Annotated in this window: 14 protein-coding genes; 5 read left to right on the top strand and 9 right to left on the bottom strand. The window is 70.5% G+C overall.

All coding sequences use genetic code 11. From position 1 onward, the window contains the following. Positions 1-199 precede the first annotated feature (199 nt). Positions 200-1,687 carry a ricin-type beta-trefoil lectin domain protein gene (locus OG622_RS34395; RefSeq protein WP_371580518.1) on the top strand — a complete coding sequence of 496 codons (1,488 nt, stop codon included), beginning with the start codon at positions 200-202 and terminating at the stop codon, positions 1,685-1,687. 83 nt (positions 1,688-1,770) lie between these two features. Here the strand turns inward: OG622_RS34395 and OG622_RS34400 are convergent, their stop codons facing one another. The 3 genes from OG622_RS34400 to OG622_RS34410 all read right to left on the bottom strand — a co-directional run bounded on the left by OG622_RS34400 (position 1,771) and on the right by OG622_RS34410 (position 4,905). Beyond that, positions 1,771-2,832, bottom strand: coding sequence for a LacI family DNA-binding transcriptional regulator (locus OG622_RS34400; protein WP_371580519.1), 1,062 nt, complete (start codon positions 2,830-2,832; stop codon positions 1,771-1,773). A gap of 303 nt (positions 2,833-3,135) precedes the next feature. Next, positions 3,136-3,408 carry a hypothetical protein gene (locus OG622_RS34405; protein WP_371580520.1) on the bottom strand — a complete coding sequence of 91 codons (273 nt, stop codon included), beginning with the start codon at positions 3,406-3,408 and terminating at the stop codon, positions 3,136-3,138. Between the two features lie 573 nt (positions 3,409-3,981). Next, positions 3,982-4,905: a LysR family transcriptional regulator gene (locus OG622_RS34410; protein WP_371580521.1), complete on the bottom strand. Its 924-nt coding sequence runs from the start codon at positions 4,903-4,905 to the stop codon at positions 3,982-3,984. Positions 4,906-4,975: 70 nt separating this feature from the next. On the opposite strand from OG622_RS34410, the gene OG622_RS34415 reads away from it, so the two are divergent. Together OG622_RS34415 and OG622_RS34420 are read left to right on the top strand one after the other, a co-directional pair. Continuing rightward, positions 4,976-5,698 (top strand): cyclase family protein, encoded by a 723-nt coding sequence (locus OG622_RS34415; RefSeq protein WP_371580522.1) that lies wholly within the window; start codon positions 4,976-4,978, stop codon positions 5,696-5,698. Positions 5,699-5,707: 9 nt separating this feature from the next. After that, entirely contained in the window at positions 5,708-6,169 is a 462-nt protein-coding gene (locus tag OG622_RS34420) for an N-acetyltransferase family protein (RefSeq protein WP_371580523.1), read from the top strand. Here the strand turns inward: OG622_RS34420 and kstD are convergent. Beyond that, on the bottom strand, positions 6,166-7,965 hold the full coding sequence (kstD, locus tag OG622_RS34425; RefSeq protein WP_371580524.1) for a 3-oxosteroid 1-dehydrogenase: 1,800 nt from the start codon (positions 7,963-7,965) through the stop codon (positions 6,166-6,168). The genes OG622_RS34420 and kstD overlap by 4 nt on opposite strands. Positions 7,966-8,233: 268 nt before the next feature. Here kstD and OG622_RS34430 point away from each other — a divergent pair, with 268 nt between their 5' ends. Beyond that, positions 8,234-9,145 carry an alpha/beta fold hydrolase gene (locus OG622_RS34430; protein WP_371580525.1) on the top strand — a complete coding sequence of 304 codons (912 nt, stop codon included), beginning with the start codon at positions 8,234-8,236 and terminating at the stop codon, positions 9,143-9,145. A gap of 162 nt (positions 9,146-9,307) precedes the next feature. Here OG622_RS34430 and fxsT read toward each other — a convergent pair whose 3' ends face one another. From fxsT to OG622_RS34455, 5 genes are all read right to left on the bottom strand, one after another. Next, complete coding sequence (gene fxsT / locus OG622_RS34435; RefSeq protein WP_371580526.1) at positions 9,308-13,258, bottom strand: FxSxx-COOH system tetratricopeptide repeat protein; 3,951 nt, start codon at positions 13,256-13,258, stop codon at positions 9,308-9,310. Continuing rightward, a complete protein-coding gene (locus tag OG622_RS34440; RefSeq protein WP_371580527.1) occupies positions 13,255-14,586 on the bottom strand; it encodes a TIR-like protein FxsC in 1,332 nt (443 codons plus the stop codon). The genes fxsT and OG622_RS34440 overlap by 4 nt, the downstream gene beginning before the upstream one ends. A 96-nt stretch (positions 14,587-14,682) precedes the next feature. Next, positions 14,683-15,456, bottom strand: a complete 774-nt coding sequence (locus OG622_RS34445) for an AAC(3) family N-acetyltransferase (RefSeq protein ID WP_371580528.1) — start codon at positions 15,454-15,456, stop codon at positions 14,683-14,685. Continuing rightward, a complete protein-coding gene (gene fxsB / locus OG622_RS34450; protein WP_371580529.1) occupies positions 15,449-17,602 on the bottom strand; it encodes a radical SAM/SPASM protein FxsB, inactivated metallohydrolase extension form in 2,154 nt (717 codons plus the stop codon). Before fxsB ends, OG622_RS34445 begins: the two co-directional genes overlap by 8 nt. A gap of 97 nt (positions 17,603-17,699) precedes the next feature. Then, positions 17,700-17,915, bottom strand: coding sequence for a hypothetical protein (locus OG622_RS34455; RefSeq protein WP_371580530.1), 216 nt, complete (start codon positions 17,913-17,915; stop codon positions 17,700-17,702). Between the two features lie 193 nt (positions 17,916-18,108). Between OG622_RS34455 and OG622_RS34460 the strand changes: the two genes are divergently transcribed. Beyond that, a complete protein-coding gene (locus tag OG622_RS34460; protein ID WP_371580531.1) occupies positions 18,109-19,023 on the top strand; it encodes a DUF4231 domain-containing protein in 915 nt (304 codons plus the stop codon). Positions 19,024-19,059: the final 36 nt, after the last annotated feature.

Consider the following 19,059-nt stretch of genomic DNA (forward strand, 5'->3'; position numbering starts at 1 on the left):
AAAGGGTCCGGCGTATTTCGGAACCGTCACGGGACTTGTCACCAGTGCGGGCGGCGTGCCACTGTCCGGGCCATGGTTACGTAACCATGGCCGGTTGCACGGGCCCGAGTGTCCGTATCCGGACCCTCGTTCATCACCGCCTCGGCTCAGGTGGCGAACCCGCACTCCGCCCTCCGCGATTTCCGTCACTGGAGACGACATGACCAAGACCCCGACGAGGTCGAGAAGACTGGCCAGCGTGCTCATGGCCGGCTTCGGCGCGACACTCATGTTCCTGACCGCCCCCGCCCCCGCATTCGCCCAGTCGGCGGCGGAGACGTCAGCCGCCGCCCCGCACGCGCCGGTGAAGTCCGTGCCGAAGGGCGGTACCAGTGACTTCCGTGGGGTGAACTGGGCAGACCCGCGGGACAACTACGCCAGTGATGCCGTGGTGCCCAGCGGGCTGAAGGTGACCGACGACTACCGCACGGTGTACCGCACCACGGGGCACATGGTGCGCGGCTTCAAGAAGAACCTGGGCGCCAACACGCTGCGACTGCCGATCAACCCGGCAACCGTGGGCACGAAATGGTGGAAGTCGTACAGGGCGACGATCGACGCGGCCACGGCCTACGGCGACAAGGTCATCGTCAGCTACTGGGAGGCCAACACCAGCAAGGACGGCCTGGTGGACGACAAGGCCGCCTGGAAGAAGATGTGGAACACCGTGGTGCGGGAGTACAAGCACAACCCGCGGGTCTACTTCGAGCCCATGAACGAGCCGCACGGCTACACCCTCGACCAGTGGGTGTCCGTCACCAGTGGCTGGCTGGCCCAGCACAAGAACGTCCCGCGCGGCCGTGTCGTGATCAGCGGTACCGGCTACAACGACAACGTCACCGGCGTCGGCGCGGCCCGCGAACTGCGGGGAACACTGCTGTCGCTGCACTTCTACGGCTTCTGGGCCAGCCACACCCAGCAGGCTGACTGGGTCGCCGACCTCAAGGCCCGGATCGGCAAGTACGCCGGCCGGACCATCATCGACGAGGCCGGCTCCCCGATGACCACCGGTCTGAACTACGGCGCCTGGAACGGCAACATCTACACGTCGTATCTCGCGGCCGTGACCAACACCGCCCGCAGCAAGGGGATGGGACTGGTGTACTGGCCGGGGCTGAGGTTCGGCGACGCCTACTCGATCGAGTCGCTGGACTCCAAGGGCAACCTGGTCGACAACAACGCCAGCGGAGTCGCGCAGCTGCGCTGGGGCTACGGCTTCGGCAAGACCCCGCCGGTCAACGACCTGCCGCCGGCGCCCCCCGGCGAGGTCCTGCGCGGAGTGGCCTCCAACCGCTGCGTCGACGTGCCCGGCTTCAGCACGACCAACGGCACCCAGCTCGACCTGTGGGACTGCAACGACGGCGGCAACCAGAGCTGGAACTGGAACGCGGACAAACAACTCACCGTCTACGGCAACAAGTGCATGACGGTGGGAGGCACCGGCGCCACGGCGGGAGACCCCGTGATCATCTCCGACTGCACCGGCGCGGCGGCACAGCAGTGGAACGTGAACGCGGACCTCAGTGTGACCAGCGTCGCGAACCCGGCTCTCTGCCTGGACGCAGCCGGAGCGGGCACCGGCAACGGCACGGCGGTCGATGTCTGGTTCTGCAACGGAAGCGGCAACCAGCAGTGGACCAGGAGCTGACGCGGGCACCTGTTCCCGTCGACTGCTGATCCAGTGATCCGAACCGCACGGGCCCCGCGAGTACCCTCGCCGGCCCGTGCGGGTCAGCGCCGCCGCGCTTCGCCTTCCGGTGAGAGCGGCGGCGCTCCCGTGCTCGCGCGGACCACCAGCCGGGTCGGGACCAAGGTCTTGTCGATCGTGTCGGGTCCAGTGCGGCCGATCTTGCTCAGCAGCTTCTGAAGACTGAGCCGGCCGACCGTGGCGAAGTCCTGCCGCACGGTGGTCAGTGGTGGCCAGAAGGCATGGGTCTCCTCCATGTCGTCGAACCCCACCACGCTGACGTCGTCGGGGATCCGGCGGCCGAGCTCGTGCAGGGCACGCATGACACCGAGCGCCATGTGGTCGTTCGCGGCGAAGATCGCCGTGACCTCCGGCCTTCGCCCCAGAGTCAGCCCGTGCTGATATCCGGACCGGGTGGTCCAGTCGCCGTACAGCACCGGGGGCGGGACGATGCCGGCGTTCTGCAGGGTGCGCTGCCAGGACTCGACCCGATGGGCCGCGGAGAACGAGGTCGGGGGTCCGGCGATGTGCCATACCTGCTGGTGGCCGAGTTCCAGCAGGTGTTCCGTCGCCTGACGGGCGCCCTGTGCCTGGTCGGTGTCCACCACGGTGTAGCCGGGGCCGGTGTCGGAGTCGACGACCACCATCGGAACCCCCGGTGGGAGGCTGAACTCCGCATCGTCCAGGAGATGCGCCTCGAAGACGAGGATCACTCCGTCGACGGCTGCCTCGCTGAGCCGGTCGTAGGCGCCGGAAACCCTGCCCATGGTCGGGTCCGACACGGGGATGAGGGTGACGGCGTACTTGGCGTGTGCGGCTTCCTTGGCTATGGCGTCGAGCGTGCGCGTGTTCCCGAACGTCTTGAGCGTGAAGGTGATGACACCGATCGTGTTGAACCGCCCGCTCTTGAGCGCGCGTGCGGCTCCGTTCGGCCGGTAGCCCAGCGCCTGCATCGACTCGACGACCCGCTGCCTGGTCGCGGGGTCGACGTTGGTGTGGCCGTTGGACACACGCGAAACCGTCTGCGGCGCGACACCGGCGTGACGGGCGACATCCGCCATCGACGGCCGGGGCCGCCCGGCCATGGGCTTGTCCCCAATCACCATGATCCCCTGTTTCCCCTGTTTCTCGGGCCCTGACAACAGCCTAGGCCCACTCCCCGGGCGTCCGCGGGGCGAGAAACCTCGGCAGTGAGTCCCCCACGGCGGCCGGCGCCCTCACTGGGATCGAGTCCCGTCCGCCCCGCTGCCTTAGGTCTCTGAGCTGCGGAACGCACTTGCTTGGCTGTCGGAGCGTCGACTTTGCCAGAGCGGGCCGAATTCGCCGCTCGCGAGTCCGGAGGCCGTCGCGGCGGGGACGCGGGTGAGCCGTCCCGGCAACCTGCTTGGCGTGGTTGCCGGGAAGCCGGGTCAGGAGTGGTCGGCCTGGTGCCTGCGCAGGCGTTCGTCCAGTGGGAGGGGTGTCTCGTCCAGGCCGGAGACCGACCCGCTCGCCAGCCGCGCGCACGTCCCGTGACAGGCGAGCTGTTGCTTGTCGTCACGGTGGGAGACCACCACCGCTTCCGCGTCCGGTGCGCTCCTGTAGTCCGTGCCGCAGATGAGACAGGCCAGCCCGGAGATCATCTCGGCGGTCGGTTCGGGGCGGCCGCGTCGGCGGCCGGAGATCGCGTCCTGTGAATACATGTGTCCCGCATTCTCTTGGTCGGTCCAGGGCGTACGCGAGGTGCCGGAATGCTGGAGCACCTCGGGAATCAGGAGATCTTCGCTACCACGGTGCGAGGGTACGAGCCAGGAGGCATGGTGCGGCTCTTTTCCGGCCGGGTCCGCTGTGCTCCGGCCATTGCCGTTCCCCAAGGGCGACGCCGAAACGGATGACGGCATGCGAGGTGCGCTCCCTGCCGCAACCGTACTCCCCTCCGGCCCCGGAGAGTGCCGGATGCCGTGGCCGACCCGCCAGGCGTCACCGGCCCCTTCCCCGTGCGGACGGCAACTCTTCGCGTGGGAAGGGATCCGCGGAGCCGACGGAGCCGACGGAGCCGGCCGAGCGGGCGCCGGCACAGTTCGTGTTCGCCATGTGGCCCGTGGGGGACCGCTGCCGCATGCTCCTGGCGCCGGCCCGGCGGGACCTCGCTTCCGAGCGCGTCGCCGAGGTACTGGCGCCGACCCGTGAGGCGGCCGCGACCATCCGGTGCGGTTTCGTTGTTGCTGGTCGCGCGCACGCTGCGGAGCCGCACATGGCACAGCCCCTACGCCCCTTCAGGGCGCGGGTGGCAACCCCAGTTCCACAGCGGACCGTTGGAGCGCCTCGACCAGAGCCGATGTCCGGGGCTGGGGGCCCGACGGAGAGGCGGGCCAGACCGCCGCGATGCGGCGGTGGCCCGCTATCGGGACCGTCGGCAGGGCCACGGTTTCGGGCGGGGCGTCGGTGAGGGCGAGGGTGGGGACGACGGCCGCGCCGAGGCCGGCCCGGACGAGGGCCAGGGTGGTCGGGAACTCCAGGGCGGTGTGGGCGCGCAGCGGGGTGAAGGCGTACTGGGCGGCGATGCGGGCCAGGGCGCGGCCGCAGGCCGTGCCGGGTGGCGCGGTGACCCAGGGGCGGTCGGCCAGGTCCCGGACCGAGCGGGGCGGCGGTGACCAGTCGGCGGGGGTGATCACGCGGTACTCGTCGTCGGCGACCGGCGCGGCCGCCAGGTCACGCCACTGCTCGTCCGGGTCGGGATCGTCGCCGTCGTACTCGACGACCAGCAGGTCCAGGCCGCCGGTCCGCAGCTCGCGCAGGGCCTCGGGGCCCTCCGCCTCCACCACTCTCGGTTCCAGCCCCGGGTGGGTGCGGGCGAGGGCGCCGAGGGCGGGGACGAGCAGGTGGGACACCGCCGAGGAGAACGCGGCGACCGTCACCGGCCCGGTCGAACGGCCGGTCAGCTCGGCGAGCTCACGGCGCGCCTCCGCCAGCTCCCACTCGATGCGCTCGGCACGCGCCGCCAGCAACCGCCCCGCCGGGGTCAGCCCCGCCCGGCGCCGCGAACGGTCCACCAGCGGCTGACCCACCTCCCGCTCCAACTGCGCCAGATGCTGCGACACGGCCGACGGCGTCAGATGTAGCACCTTCGCCGCGTCCACCACGCCACCGCGCAACGCGACCGCACGCAGGACGCGCAACCGACGGGGATCCAGTTCCATAAGCCGTACTGTAGTGCCGCTTCAGTAAATCTTGCTTGTGATGAAGTGATACTGCAGGGAGGATCGAGGCATGAGCAGCAAGCAACGGCGGATCGTCGACCTCAGCCATCCCATCCGGCACGGGATGATCACCTACCCCGGGCTTCCCGGGCCCGAGATCGGCGACCACCTCACCCGGGAGGCCTCGCGGGAGATCTACGCGCCCGGCACCGAGTTCGCCATGGGCCGTATCTCGATGGTGTCCAACACCGGCACCTACGTCGACAGCCCCTACCACCGCTTCGACGGCGGCCACGACCTCGCCGGGCTGCCGCTCAGCAGCCTGATCGATCTCGACGGTCTCGTCGTACGGGTCCCGGACACCGGGCGCCGGGCCGTGGACCGGGAGGCACTGCTGCCGTACGACGTGACCGGCCGGGCGGTGCTGATCCACACCGGCTGGGACCGGCACTGGGGCACCGAGCGGTACGGTCACGGCCACCCCTACCTCACCGCCGACGCCGTCGCCCTGCTCGTCGAGCGGGGCGCCGTGCTCGTCGGCATCGACTCCCTCAACATCGACGACACCGACGACGGCACCCGCCCCGCCCACACCGGCCTGCTCGCCGCCGGCATCCCCGTCGTGGAACACCTGCGGGGCCTGGAGCAACTGCCCCCGCGGGGCTTCCGTTTCCACGCCGCGCCGCCGGCCGTCGAGGGCATGGGCACGTTCCCCGTGCGGGCGTACGCGCTCCTCGACGACGAGGTGGCCGCGGACGACGCCCCGGCGACCGGAGCGGCGGGCGGTGTCTAGGCTGACACCGTGACCGATCTCGCCATCAAGAGCGTGGACGGTGCCGCGAGCGACGAGGAACTCGAAGCCTGGCGGCACGTCCACAACACGATCATCCCGACCCACCTCCTCTCCCTCGACGACGTCCGCGAGCGCGCCGTACGCAACCACCTCGAACTCGCTTACGCCGACGGCGTCCTCGTCGGCAACTCCACGGTCCGCCCGCCCGAGGGGGACACCGCGACGGCCACGGTCATCGCGCGCGTGCTCGCCGAACACCGGAGGCGGGGGTTCGGCGAGCAGTTGTACGAGCGGGCGTTGCGGCGGGCGCGGGAACTGGGCGCCGGGGTGATCGAGACCTGCGTACTGGAAGCGAACGCGGACGGACTGCGGTTCGCGCTCGGCCACGGTTTCGTGGAGACCGAGCGCTATCTGCTGGACGGCGACACGATCCCGTGGATCGACCTCCGACTCCCCGAGGCGGCGGTCTAGAGCTTTCCCGCGATGTCCAGCGCGGCCACGTACCCGAACGTCATCGCGGGCCCGATCGTCGACCCGGCGCCCGCGTAACTGCGGCCCATCACGGCGGCGCTGGCGTTGCCCGCCGCGTACAGGCCGGAGATCACCGTGCCGTCCGGTCGGAGGACGCGGGCGCGGGCGTCGGTGAGGAGGCCGCCCTTGGTGCCGAGATCGCCCGGGACGATGCGGAGGGCGTAGTAGGGCGGCAACCACAGAGGCGCCAGGCAGGAGTTGGGGAGCACGGACGGGTCCGTGTAGTAGTGGTCGTAGACGCTGTCGCCGCGCCCGAAGTCCGTGTCGTCCCCCTGTCGGGCAAGGGAGTTGAAGCGGTCGACGGTGGAACGGAGTGCGGCGGCGGGGACGCCGATCGCGCCGGCCAGCGCGTCGAGTGTCCACGCCTTGTGGGCGGCCCCGGCGTCGTACCACTCGTCGGGGAACGGGAAGGTTGGCACGATGTCCTTGAAGAGATACCGGTTGCGGTAGTTCTGGTCGACGATCAGCCAGGCCGGGATGTGCGAGGCCGACGCGGTGTCCTTCTCGTACATCGTGTGGACGACGTCGCTGTACGGCCCCGCCTCGTTGACGAACCGCGCGCCCGCCCCGTTGACCAACAGGCCGCCGGGCAAAGTGCGTTCGGCGAGACAGAACCACGGCTGACCGGGGGTGGCGATGGCGGGACCCCACCAGGCGTCGTCCATGAGCGCGAGATCGGCGCCGGCCCGCTGACCGGCCCGTATCCCGTCCCCGGTGTTCTCCTTCGCCCCCACCGTCCACTGCGTGCCGATGGGCTGCTCCTGGTACTGCGCCCGCATGGCCGCGTTGTGCTCGAAGCCGCCGGAGCCGACGATGACGCCCCGGCGGGCGCGGACGAGCCCGGCGGAGCCGTTCTTGGTGACGACCGCCCCCGTCACCGCCCCGTTCTCCAAGTACAGGTCCGTCAAAGGGGTGTTGAGCCACACCGGCACACCGGCGCCGAGCAGCCCGGCCCGCAGCCCGCCCGCCAGCGCCTGCCCCATGGTGAGCGGCTTCTGCCCGAGCAGCGCGGCCTTCGTGCCCCGGGCGAGGCACTCCGTCGCGACGGCCAGCCCCTTCGCGCTCACGGTGGTCAGCGCGAGCCACTTGTAGTCGGCGCTGAACACCACCATCCCGGCCGGCGTGGCCAGATAGGCGGGATTCAGCCGCGCCAGCTCGTCCCCCAGCAGGTTCCCGTCGAACTGTTCCGGCTCGATGGACCGCCCGTTGGGCAACCCGCCCGGCAGCTCCGGGTAGTAGTCGCTGTACCCCTCCATCCACCGGAACCGCGACGGGCTGTTGGCCATGACGAACGAGAGCATGGCGGGCCCGTGATCGAGAAACGCCTTCTGCCGGTCCGCGGGCACCTCGTCCCCGACCACGGCCGCGAGGTACTGCGCCGCCTTGGCCGGGGTGTCCGGCACCCCGGCCGCCTTGATCACACTGTTGTTGGGCAGCCAGATCCCGGCCCCCGACCGCGCCGCCGACCCCCCGAAGGTCGGCGCCTTCTCCACGACGACACAACTCAGCCCCTGCTTCGCCGCGGTGAGCGCGGCGGTCATCCCGGCCGCGCCGGAGCCGATGACGACGACGTCGTAGGTGCCGAGGAGAGGCGGGGCTGCGGCAGCCGCCGGACTCCCCACGACCCCACCGGCCGCGACCGCGACCCCCGCCCCGGCGGCCGTACCGAGCACCTGCCGTCGCGAAGGCCCGGACTGCGCCGCCGTACGTCTCTCAGGATCCGCGCTCTTGGACATGCCAGACGCTCCAGCCTCGCGAAGGGACGGGTGGCCGTGCTGTTCCCCGGGAGGCAATCGGTTGACCTGCGCCCCGGACGTGGTGCGGAGCATCGAATCTGACGCGAAGGGATGGTGAAGTCAAGGCATACCGACGTCATAACTGACGACCAATCAGAACCCTTCGATTCAGGCCTATTTGACCTGCGCAATCGTTTCGCGGGGTAGGTGCGCGGGCAAAGTTCGGGCAGCGTGGTCCCGGTCTTCGGACCGAGGGAGGGGGAACGCTGTGCATGACCTCGTGCGGACGCCGGACCATGTCCGGACGGCCGACGGGCGGCGGTTGCGGGTCGAGTGCGCGGGGGATCCGGACGGACGGCCGGTGTTCCTGTTGCACGGGATGCCTGGCAGCAGGGTGGGACCCAGACCGCGGTCCATCTTCCTCTACCACCGCGGTGCGCGGCTGATCAGTTACGACCGTCCCGGTTACGGGGGGTCGGACCGCCGGCCGGGGCGGCGGGTCGTGGACGTGGTGGAGGACATCGAAGTCGTCGCGGACGCGCTGGGGCTGGACCGTTTCGCGGTGGTGGGCCGGTCCGGCGGGGCCCCGCACGCGCTGGCCTGTGCCGCGCTGCTGCCCCACCGGGTGACCCGGGCGGCCGCGCTGGTGACGCTCGCGCCGCAGGACGCGGAGGGGCTCGACTGGTTCGCGGGGATGGCGCCTCACAACGTCCGTGAGTTCCGTTCGGTGCTCACCGATCCCCGGGGGTTCGTCGCCAAGCTGATCCCGCGCTCGGCCGCCATCCGGTCCGACCCCGCCCGGCTGCTCGACGAACTGCGCGGCGATCTCACGGACGAGGACCGGATGATCGTCTCGGACGACGGTATCCGGTCCATGCTGCTGCGCAACTACCACGAGGCGCTGCGGACCTCCCCGTACGGCTGGATCGACGACGCGCTCGCGCTCACCGGCCCCTGGGGGTTCGACCCTGCGGAGATCAAGGTGCCGGTGCTGCTGTGGCATGCGGGCAAGGACGTGTTCACCCCGTCCGCGCACTCCTCCTGGCTCGCCGCGCGCATTCCCCGCGCGATCGCGGTCTGCGAGCCGGCGGCTGCGCACTTCGCGGCGATTCGGGCGCTGCCGGACGTGTTGAGCTGGCTGCTCACCACGACCGAGCCGACCGTGGCGTCACCGGCTTGATTTCGGGTGCGGGTGCGTGGGGGCTGGTCGCGCAGTTCCCCGCGCCCCTTAACAGCATGGGTCGCGCCCGGGGCTTTTAAGGGGCGCGGGGAACTGCGCGACCAGCCCCCACGCACCCGCACTCGCCAACGCACCCCAACCCCCCACCCCCTGCCGCGCCCTTCACACAGCCAACGGCTCCAAGTCGCGATACACCCGCCGCCGCTGCCCCACCAGCCGCGTGATCCCGTTCCCCTCCCCCAACTGCCGACTCAGCCGGCGCAGATCGGAGAGCGTCGCCTCACGCAGCCGCTGGGCCTCCTCCTCCCGCCCGAGCGAGCGCAGCGTCAACGCCGAGTTGCTGACGACGGCGAGCGTTTCGGGGTGCTGGGGGCCGAGGACGGACCTGAGGACGTTGCGGGCCGGTTCCTCCAGGGCCCAGGCCTCCTCCGGACGGCCCTGCTCCGCCAGTACGTTGGCCTGGTTCGCGCGGGCGAACAGGGTGTGGGGGTGCTCGTCGCCCAGGGTCGCCGCCATTCGCTCCGTCACCTGCTCGAACACCCCCTCGGCTTCCTCGGCGTCCCCGCAGGCCCACAGATAGATGCCGAGGTTGTTGAGCGCGGCCTGGGTGTAGGGGTGCTCCTTGCCCGGGACCTTGGCGTAGTGCTCCAGCACACTTCTGACGGCCTCCCGCGCCCGGTCGGGCTCGTCGGCGGCGTACAGATCGGCCGCCAGGTTCAGCTCGCACGCGAGGGAGTCCGGGATCGGGTCCGGGTACTTGTCCCTGGTGTACTGCGTCCGGTACTGGGTGAGCGTCGCCCGCGTCAGCCGGTGCGCGTCCACGAACTGGCCCGCCCGCCGCAGCGACACGGCGAGCGATTTGGCGCAGCTGAGCGTGCCGGGGAAGTCCTTGCCGAGGATCCGCTTGTGGATCTCGTACGCCTCCGACAGGACCGCCACCGAGTCGGTGTAGCGGCCGACCTCGCGCAGGTCGCGGCCGAGGCCCTGGGCCGAGATCAGGGTGTAGGGATGGTCGGGGCCGAGGACCTCGCGGCGGCGGGCGTAGGTGTCCTGGTCGACGTCGCGGGCCTCGTTGTAGTGGCCGACCATGCGCAGCGCGAGCGCCAGGTTGTTCGCGGCATTGAGCGTCCGCCCGTGCGACTCGTGGAAGATCTGGCTGAACCCCTGGTGGGCCTCACGGGCCAGTTCCACCGCCTTCGTGTACTCGCCGAGCGCCGCGAGGTCACTGGCGAGGCTGGAGGTGGTGACGTACGTGTGCGGATGCGTGGGGCCGAGGACCCTCAGCTGCTGGGCGAGCACATCGGCGTCGATCGAGCGCGCCTCCACGAAACGCCCCTGCGAGCGCAGCACGTTGGCGAGCTGGCCGCGCAGATACATGTACTGCATGTCGTCCTCGCCGAGCGTGCCGCGCCAGTGCGTCGCCAGTTCCTCGGCGAGTCTGCGGGCGCCGGGGAAGTCGCCCCGCTTCCACAGATAGCGGACGCGGTCGATGAACAGGCGGCGGGGCTCGGCCTCATGGCAGTTGCGCAGGTCGGAGGCGTTCAGATGCGGCCAGATGATGGCGAAGCGGGGCCAGGTCTCGGCGTCGTCGATGGGTTCGTCGCCGGGCGGGCGGGCGCCGGCGAGCATGGTGTGGACGATGTGCCGGGCCTGCTTCTGCTCCTCGTCGCCCATCCGGGAGCGGATCACCGCCTGCACCAGCCGGTGGACCTGGATGCTGGTGCTGGCCTGGTCGACCTTGGCGAGGGCGAACCGGCCGATCTCCCGGATGACCCGGCCCAGCATCAGGCTCTCCTGGAGGCTGGGGTCGACCTTCTTCAGTTCGTCGAGCATCTCCCGGCTGTACAGCAGGTGCGAGGAGATCGGCTCGGGCGCCATGAAGGCGCACAGCTGGAGCAGCCGGACCGAGGCGGGGGAGCGTTCCTTCAACCGGGCGATGGAGATGTTCCAGGTCGCCGCCACCGTCTCGGGGTAGTCCACGGCCTGGTTGAGGTCCAGCACACCGGTGGTCTGCTTGTTCAGCTGCCGCAGATACTCCTCGATGGGGGTGGCGGTCTCGGCGAGCCAGGCCGCTGCCTGCTCCACGGCCAGCGGCAGATCGCCGACCGCCTCCGCCACCCGGTCGGCCTCCTCGGCGCTCAGCCCCGGCGCGCGCCGCGAGAGATGCTCGACGCTGTCGTGCCGGGGGAAGACGTCTACGGGCAAGGAGGCGCCCCGCTGCTCCCAGGTCTGGTTGCGGGAGGTGACCAGGAGGTGCCCGCCGCTGCCCTGCGGGAAGAACCGGGTGAGTTCCTCGGGGTTGTCGGCGTTGTCGAAGACCAGGATCCAGCGCTTGGTCGGCACCCCGTCGGCGAGCATCCGTACGGTCTCCTGGCTGACCAGCGTCATGTCGGCGCCGCCGGGCGCGCCGATCCGGGCGCCCAGTTCGGCGAGGGCGGAGGTGACGCCGTCGCCGTGTTCGGCGGAGATCCACCAGACCAGGTCGTAGTCGGCCATGAACCGGTGCACGTACTCGAGGGCGACCTGTGTCTTGCCGACCCCGCCGAGGCCGAACAGGGTCTTGGGCTGGCTCCCCACGGCCGACACCCCGCCGCGCAGCTGGTCGCGCAGCTGGTCGAGGATCTGACTGCGACCGGTGAACGTCATGTTGCGCTGCGGCGCGTTCCACACCGTGGGGGCGCCGCCCGGGAAGCGGGGCTCCACCGAGCCGAGGTCGTCGGGCCGCTCCGGCAGCTTCAGCGCGCTGAGCAGGGCGCCGACGCACTGGGACGCGTCGAGCCGGTACAGGTCCACCGGCTCCTGGTCGACGTAGGCGTCGGGGAACCGGGCCTCGTCGACGCGCAGCGGAACCATGGTGGCGCGCTGCATGCCCAGCGTGGTGTCGGTGAGGGAGCGCCAGATCGTCTGGGCGTGCCGGGACTTCTGGAAGGCGTGGGACAACAGCAGGAGGGCGCGCGTAGCCGTGTCCAGATGCTCCGGCGGTCCGGCGGACACGTCGTGCAGCGTGACATTGCAGCCGGTCAGTCTGAGGACGGCCTCCACCCAGTCCGCCCACATCCGGTTCTCCGCCGCGTACACCACCATGATGTCCGTCATCGGCTGGCGCCGGGTGAACGCCTCCAGACAGCGCTGCCGCACCGGTTCGGGCACCGGCGGCAGTGCGGTGATCTCGCCGTCGGTGATCACCTTCGTCAGCCGTTCGAAGGCGGACAGCAGGGAGTTCGCGATATTGCTCTTGTCCCCGACCGTCGCGAGCGTCTCCTCGTAGGCGTAGAACGGGACATACGGTATTTCCATCGCGCCCCAGTAGGCGTCCTGCTGTTCGGCGCTCAGCTCGTCGCCGTCGAGGGCTCTGGGCAGGCCCTCGAACCGCAGCCGGGCCAGTGCCCGCCCCGCGTCGACCTTCCGCTTCTCGCCCTCGTCGATGCGCATCAGTACCGGCAGCACCCTGATCCGCCGCTTGTGCTGGCCCCCCTCGACGCTGCGGGCGACCGCCGCCGCCCCGTCCAGTGACTGGCCGCTGAGCGTGAAGCAGTCGACGAGGACGTCGGGCATCTGGATGGTGCAGATGTCCGCGCTGTCCGACAGGCCCGTACGGCTGTCGATGAGGATGTAGTCGTACGACGCCTTCATGTCCTCGCGCAGCGCGTCCAGGAACTGGCCGCCGCCCAGCCGCTCGTAGAAGTTGTCCCATTCGAACGACGACACGGTCGCCGAGTACTCCCGGTTGCGCCGGCCGGCGGAGAGGAAGTCGAGCGAGCCGCCCTCGGGGAAGGACAGCCCGAGCCGTTCGGGGCTGAGGGACACGGCGTGCTGTTCGACGCGGGCGTAGTCCCGGTGCCAGGGGCCGGTGCGCGGGCCGCCGGTGGTCGCGGCCCAGCAGTACTCGGTGATCATGTCGATGACGCCGGTGGTGGACGCGAGGACGCTCAGGTCCAGGAAGGGCTGGAAGAACCGGTCGAGGCCCGGGGCCTCCAGGTCCCAGTCGACGGCCAGGACCCGCTTGCCGTTGGCGGCCAGGATCCACGCCGCGTTGGCCAGGGCCATCGTGCGGCCCGTACCGCCCTTGTACGAATAGAAGGTGACGATGCGTCCGTCCTGACGGGCCGTCATGCTTGTCCTCCGTGGTCGGAATCCGCATCGGGGTCGGTCGGATCGGCGAGACTGAGCCGCGGCCGGGGTGTGGTCGGGCCCGGCGGCGGGTGCGCCTTCGCGTGCCTGAGGAACTGCCGGGTTGCCTGGGCCACGACGACCGGCAGTATCTCGGTGAACTGCTTCAGGGTGGGTACGCCGTTGACCGCGGCCCAGCACTTGGCGCGGCGCCCCCGCTCCAGGATCAGCGGCAGGGTGTCCTCCAGTTCCTCCTTCAGCCGTTCGCCCTGTTCACCGCGGCACTGAAGGTCGAAGCGGTTCCAGGGGACGATCGCGCCGACCCAGGGGTGGGCGGCCGAGTCGAACGTCTTGAGCCGGTGCCGCCGGTCCCGGTCGAGCAGGGCCCAGCGGTCGAGCAGCAGGATGCCGGGGTGCGGCTCGGGCGGCTGCCCGCTCCCGTCGGGCTCGGACCCGCCCGCGGTGAGACCGTCGGCTCCGGAGTCCGGGACGTCGAAGTCCGACACGGTGATGCGGTAGTCGAGGGACCGGATCAGCTCCTCGGCCAGCGCGGACAGCGGGCGCCTGGACTCGCCGTGGTACGGGTTCCACTCAGTGGCGTCCTCGCCGTAGGGAAGGGCGTCCCGGCCCTCCGGCACGGAGCTCCGGCTGGGCGCCACCACGGTGAGGTGGATGCGGCGCGGCCCCTCGCCGTGCGGCCGGAACGCGCTGTGCGTGGACTCGTACGGCCGGGGCCGGCTCGACGGCAGCGGGGTGTTCTCGGCGACCTGCACGATCCGCTGGGCGAGGCCGAACACGATTTCCTCGTACTCGTCCCGCAGTCGCTGGAGTTTGATCAGCCCGTAGATGCCGTAGGACGTGTAGCGCTCGCTGAACTTGCTGCGTTCGACCTGGATCTGGCGTACGGATTCGGGGAGTCCTTCGAGGTCCATGGCCGTCCACAGCGCCGGGACTATGGCCGGGATGTCACCGTGGCCGGCGTTGCGTGCCTCGCGGATGCGCTCGTCGAAGGTGAACCACTCGCGCCCGCAGTTGTCGCTGGAGAAATACCTGGGGGAGTACAGCGGGACGAACACCCGGCAGTGCGCCAGATTCTCGCTGAGCCGGTCCGGCCAGCCCTCCCCGGACCGCATCTCCCGGTCCAGGAATCCCGCGGGCGTCCCCCGCGGATGAGCGGTGAGGGCCAGGACGTCCGCGCACAGATCCTTGTAGAGCGTGTGCACCCAGTGGTCGGGGTCGCCGCTGTCGGGTCCCGAGGGAGGTGTGTGCGCGTAACTGAGGAAAAAGTACGGACGGTTGTCCGGAGACCGTCCCCGTGCAGGTGTATTCACGCACCCCCGCCTTTCGATGCCCTCGTGCCCCCGCCAGGCCCCATCCAGCCGGAACCAACAATGTGCCCGATCAACTCCCCGGGCACATGGCTCGTTTCACGTCATTTCACCGCGATATCCGGACATCAGATGCCGCCCGGCGTCGACAGCATCGCGCATCCCGAACAGAAACGTCGGTTTTCCCGCGAACTCCCTTTTCGTGCACAAACCATGAGGTAGAAGAGCCCCGATCGCGCCGAAGTCCCCGTCGTGGAGGGAGAGATCCTCGTACTCGATCCAGTTCCCCTTGTCCCTCACCACGCAGCGGTACGTCCGTGTCGGCGGCGGCGGGGTCATCCGGTACTCGGCGAGATGGAACGCGGTGCACACCTCGAAGCCGACCCGCAGCAGCAGGACCTGGGCGTCGGCCGCGTACAGCGCGGCCATCGGGGACCGCTCGCCGAGGTGGCAGTACGGGTCGTGGTCGGCGAGCAACTCCTCGGCCCGGCGCCCGAGCGCGGCGAACGAGGTCTGTGGATGGGCGCTGCGGACCGCGCCGGGCGTGGTCCGTACGCACTCGGCGAGCGCACCCATGGCCGGGCAGGGCGTGGCGTTCGGCTCGAAGGGGAGCATCGACGCACGGAACTCGGCCTTCTCCCGCTCGGTCATCCCCTCGGTACGGCTGTGGTGCGCGGGGGAGGTGTCGGAGTTCTCCGGCGTGAAGGCGGGCACGACCAGGGTGCCGTCGGGGCCGAGCGCGTCGAGGAGGGCGTTGCGTACCTCGGTCGGGCTCCGTCCGGTGCCGCGCAGTGAGGAGTGCACCATGAGGACGCCGCCCGGCCGGACGCCCAACCGGCCCAGTATCTCGGGGAGTTCGGTGGCCTCACTCATGCGGCACCACCAGCTCCGCCCGCAGCTCGTCGGCCAAGTGGACTCCGTTCTCGGTGAGTTCGTGTCCCGCCGCGCCGGCGAGCGTGTCCAGGGCGGCGCGCGCCCGCCGCAGCGACTCGGCGGCGTCGTGCGGGAAAGCGGCGGCTCTTCCCACGCACGCGCTCGCCTCGTCGAGCAGCCGTCCGGCGGCGCTGCCCGGCACGTTCAGGTCGGTGACCTCCCGCAGGGCGGCGAGCCGGGATCCGCGTCCCAGGAGCGGCAGTTCCCGGACGAACGCGTCGGCCTCGAAGTCGACGGCCACCCCGAGCGCGCCGAACGCGTGTGTGCCGAGCCGCAGTCCGGCGCCCGGGGCGAGAGGGGTGACCGTGGTGGCGAGGAGCGCGTGGGCACCCTTGCGCCAGCCGGGCTCCTGGGCGTCCAGCGCCTCGTGGGCCGCGCGCAGCCGCTTGCCGAAGAGGGCCAGGTCGCTCGGGGGCAGCGGGTCCGCGACCGGCGACCCGAAGCAGTCGCGGTCCGGATCGGCGTCGTCGACGAGCAGCGGCGGCCCGTCGGTGAGTTGCATGGTCGTCAACGGCCGCCACTCGACGTCGAGTTCGCCACCGTCGTCACCCGCGCCGGTCACCTGGAGGCCGTGCGCCGTGACCGCGCACTCGACCCGGCCGGGTGCCGAGAGCCGCAGGGTGCCGAGGGTCGGGAGGTGGAGGTCCCGGCCAGGCTGCCGCCAGGTGAGCGTGGCCTCCGTCTCCGCCAGGACGGCGGCCGCCGTGGCCGCCGCCATCAGCTGGGGGAGGCCGACGGGACCGTCCAGGGAGCGGCGCAGCACGGAACGCAGATACGGATGGGCGAGGACCGTGTTGAGGTGCGCGGCGCTGGCGGCGTCGGAGTCCAGCCGGACCACCACCTGCCAGGCCGCGTCCCAGTCGGGCCGGCCCGCCAGCGCGGCGTTCGCCCGGATCAGCAGGTCCCGGTTCAGCTTCAGCTGGGCCAGCGGCAGTTCGTCGGCCTCGGTGACCGCTGGGTGCAGTGCGCGCTCGGTGATCCGCTCGGCGATCCCCTCCACCATGCCCCGCAGGTCCGAGCAGAACACCGAAGGGTTGTCGAAGCCTTTCTCGCCGCTGTACCGGTGGGCGTAGAGGCCACCGCCGCAGGACTCCACGACCGGGCACCTGCGGCAGGTCTCGCTGACCCCCGCGATGCCCAGCTGGCGGGCGCGGACGCCGGGGTGCTCGGCGAACTCCGCGAAACCGTGCCGGAAGACGTCGTAGCCGGTGGCCGGGGCGCCTTCGTAAGCCGTCTTGAGCGAGTCGGCCTGTTCGAAGGTGCCGTCGGTCTCGATGACCGCCAGATCGGACGGGGCCAGCCCGAGCGCCTCGGTGAGGCTGGGGCCGCCGCGCAGGGTGCTGAGCACCGAGTCGAACGTCCTGACCGGCATGGGCCGTCCCTGTTCCTCCCAGCGGTCGAAGACCTTCAGCAGCCAGTCGGCGTACGGCGTCGCCGGTGCGCCGGGTCCATGGCCGGGGGGAGGGCTGTCCCAGGTGGAGTGCGGGAGCAGATAGTCGATGCGGGGCGGGTCCAGGGAGGTCAGCGCGTCGTGGACCGCGACCGGGTCGTTGGCCACGTCCACCGTGCACAGCAGGCCCTGGTACAGATGCCGGTGCTCCGGGAGGCGGAGGAGTTCGACGGCCTTCAGCACCCGGTCGTAGCTACTGCGGCCCCGGCGGTCGAGCCGGTGGCGGTCATTGGCGACCCGGTCTCCGTCGAGGGAGATGCCGACCTTTACCCGGAATTCGTCGAAGACCCGCAGATGATCTCTGTTCAGCCGCACACCGTTGGTGTGAATACGCAGATCCAGTGTGGTGACCGGAGTGAGAGCGCGGGTGAGTTCCGCGCAGATTCGTCTCAGCCGGACGGGGCCCACGAGCAGGGGTTCACCGCCGTGCAGAATGACGGTGATGGATTCCAGATTTCTCGCCAGTACGTACTCGGTGAGACGCCGGGAGACCTGGTCGAGTGTTTCCTCGGAGATCACCGTCGGCCGCGACCGCCAGGTCTGGTCGGCTGCCTCATACACGTAACAGTGGTCGCACGCCAGATCGCACCGACTGTGGATCTTGAGCACCAGTTGCTGGATCGCTGGGTCCCTCACTTCGGCAGTGTAAGCCCTGGCGCCACTCGGGGCGGACATGGCGACGGGGCCCAACTTCCTTGATCCACAAGGAGGTTCGAGCCCCGGTTGGCCTACGTCAGATGCTGGAGGTGAACCCCGGCTTGGCGAGGTGCGCACCACGCGCGTCCGTCACCCGCGCGGTGGAGCGCTGGGTGCGGGGCGCGTGTGCGGCGACGGTCGCGAGCGGGGCGAGCCTCTGGTGGGCCGAACGGGTGGTGTCCGATCCACGCGTCGTCTTCGGGAAGGAAAGGTTCATCTCGTCGCTCCAGTTCGAGAAAAGGGACGCTGCCATCGGTCCCTTGCCGACGAGATCCTTTTGGTCGAAGCTCGGAGATGAGGGTGGACGACAGAGCGCATACTTGCGCGTTTCTATCATGCGCCGACATGGGTTCGCTGCGCATAGGGCGAGGTGGCGATCTGGCGCGGATTCAAGATTGACGAGAGCATGACCGTTCCGTTGACTCCGGCATCCGTACGAGGTGTGCATGGCTGCGACGCCCGGCCCCAGCACCACGGTGAGTGATCGAGATCTGTCCCCGTTGTTCCGTGTGTGCGATGAGAGGGCGCTGGTCCGTCAGGGTGAGTCCTTTCGGGTCGTCCGAACCCAGTTGGTCGTGCTGCTGCTCGCCACGGCGACCGCCTCACTGGCCGAACGGGTCGGGAGTCGGGTGCCGTCGGCCGTCGCGGCCGTGCTGTACGCCCTGACGGTCGGGATCGGCATCTACGTGTCCCGGCGCCGCGCGCGGGCTCAGTGGCAGGCGCACAGGGCGGCCGCCGAGGTGATCAAGTCGTTGGCCTGGCAGTTCATGGTCCACGGCGGGCCGTTTCCTTCCCGGCTCGTCAATCCCGAGGCGCGGTTCGCCGAGCGGCTGGAGGAACGGCTCAGCGAACTGCGGAAGGTGGGCTGGGAGGACCCGCGGGAGAGCGTCGCCGAACTCGGGCTCGGGCAGATCACGCCGATGATGCGCACGGTGCGTGCCAAGCCGCTCGCCTCGCGGCGCGACATCTATCTCCGCGACCGGGTCATGGAGCAACTCGCCTGGTACGGCAACAAGGCCGGGCACGCGCACCGCGCGTCCGTGCGCTGGTCGGGCATGACGACCTTTCTGACGCTGCTGGCGCTGCTCGCCGCCGTGCTCAGGGCCGGCGGGTTGATCGAGGGCCGCTGGGACCCGACCGGAGTGCTGAGTGCCGCGGCCGCGGCGGGCGTGGCCTGGCAGGAGGTCCGGAGGCACCGGCCGTTGACGTACGCGCACAAGCTGGTCGAACAGGACCTGGAGACCCTGCGCGTCGCCATGAGCACGACTGTCAGGGAGGACGGGTGGGCCGACGCGGTCGCGGAGGCGGAGCGGCTGGTCTCGCCGCAGCACACGGACTGGCTGGTGCGGTTCGGGTCCTGAGGGGACGGGCGGAGGGTGAGGCGCGGGGTGCGGGGT

It is taken from the genome of Streptomyces sp. NBC_01314 (genome assembly GCF_041435215.1).
In the GTDB taxonomy this organism is placed as follows: Bacteria; Actinomycetota; Actinomycetes; order Streptomycetales; family Streptomycetaceae; genus Streptomyces.